This is a genomic window from Oleiphilus sp. HI0079 (genome assembly GCF_001635105.1).
Genome location: NZ_LWFT01000102.1, coordinates 1 through 761, shown reverse-complemented (window position 1 = coordinate 761; position 761 = coordinate 1). Strand labels below are relative to the sequence as shown.

The following is a 761-nucleotide window of genomic DNA, read 5'->3' as shown; positions in this document are numbered from 1 at the left end:
TTTGCATCTCCTTGTGAGTCGCGCGGTAATGAATGGGCAAACAGCAACGCGATTGGTAAAGATAATGCCTCTTGTAATCGTGCTGATCTGGACTTTTAGCGTAGTTACCCGGTTGGGTTGACGAAAATTTACTAATTTGTCGCAATTCGTAGCGCTAGATAACGGTGGGAAAGGATTAGGCTGCTACAATTGTTAGGTACGCTTCATCGATCCGCGATCGGTAAAACGTGCGTACGTATTAAAGAATCTAGTCGATCTAGCCGAGAGCATCTTGAAATTATTCAATGCATCACCTGCATATCGTTCCACTTGCCAAACAGGGAAGGCGATGAATCGCCTGGTTAGTTTGGCTTGTGCGTTGCTCCTTACTGCGTGTGGCGGTGGCAGTGGCGGTGCGAGCGATGATGCTGCGTCATTGGCTCAAGCAGCGGATGATACCCAGTTGATTGGAACGCGTGTTTCTCTGTCTGGTGAGTTGTTCGTCGATGACTTCTCTGAGCAGGATGCGGATACTCAAATTACCGGCGTCGCGACGATAGCGCCGCTTAATAACGAGGTGTCTTCTGCTCAGCGTTTAAACAATCCTACTAGCCTGGGCGGCTATGTGAGTGCTCGTTCAGGAAACTATCGAAACGGCGAAGTCTTCGCTGAGGATACGAGTGATTTTTATTCCTTACCGATGCTCGAGGGACAATCACTTTTTGTCACATTGCAGTCGGCGGAAAGTCTTGAAAATGCACAGTTAGATGTGTTTTTTCGCG

The 761-nt window shown here is 48.2% G+C and carries 1 protein-coding gene; it reads left to right on the top strand.

Annotation, left to right across the window (positions count from 1 at the left end):
* Nucleotides 1–328: 328 nt before the first annotated feature.
* A partial coding sequence (locus A3750_RS01555) for a hypothetical protein (protein WP_197474793.1) occupies nucleotides 329–761 on the top strand: 433 nt, incomplete at its 3' end.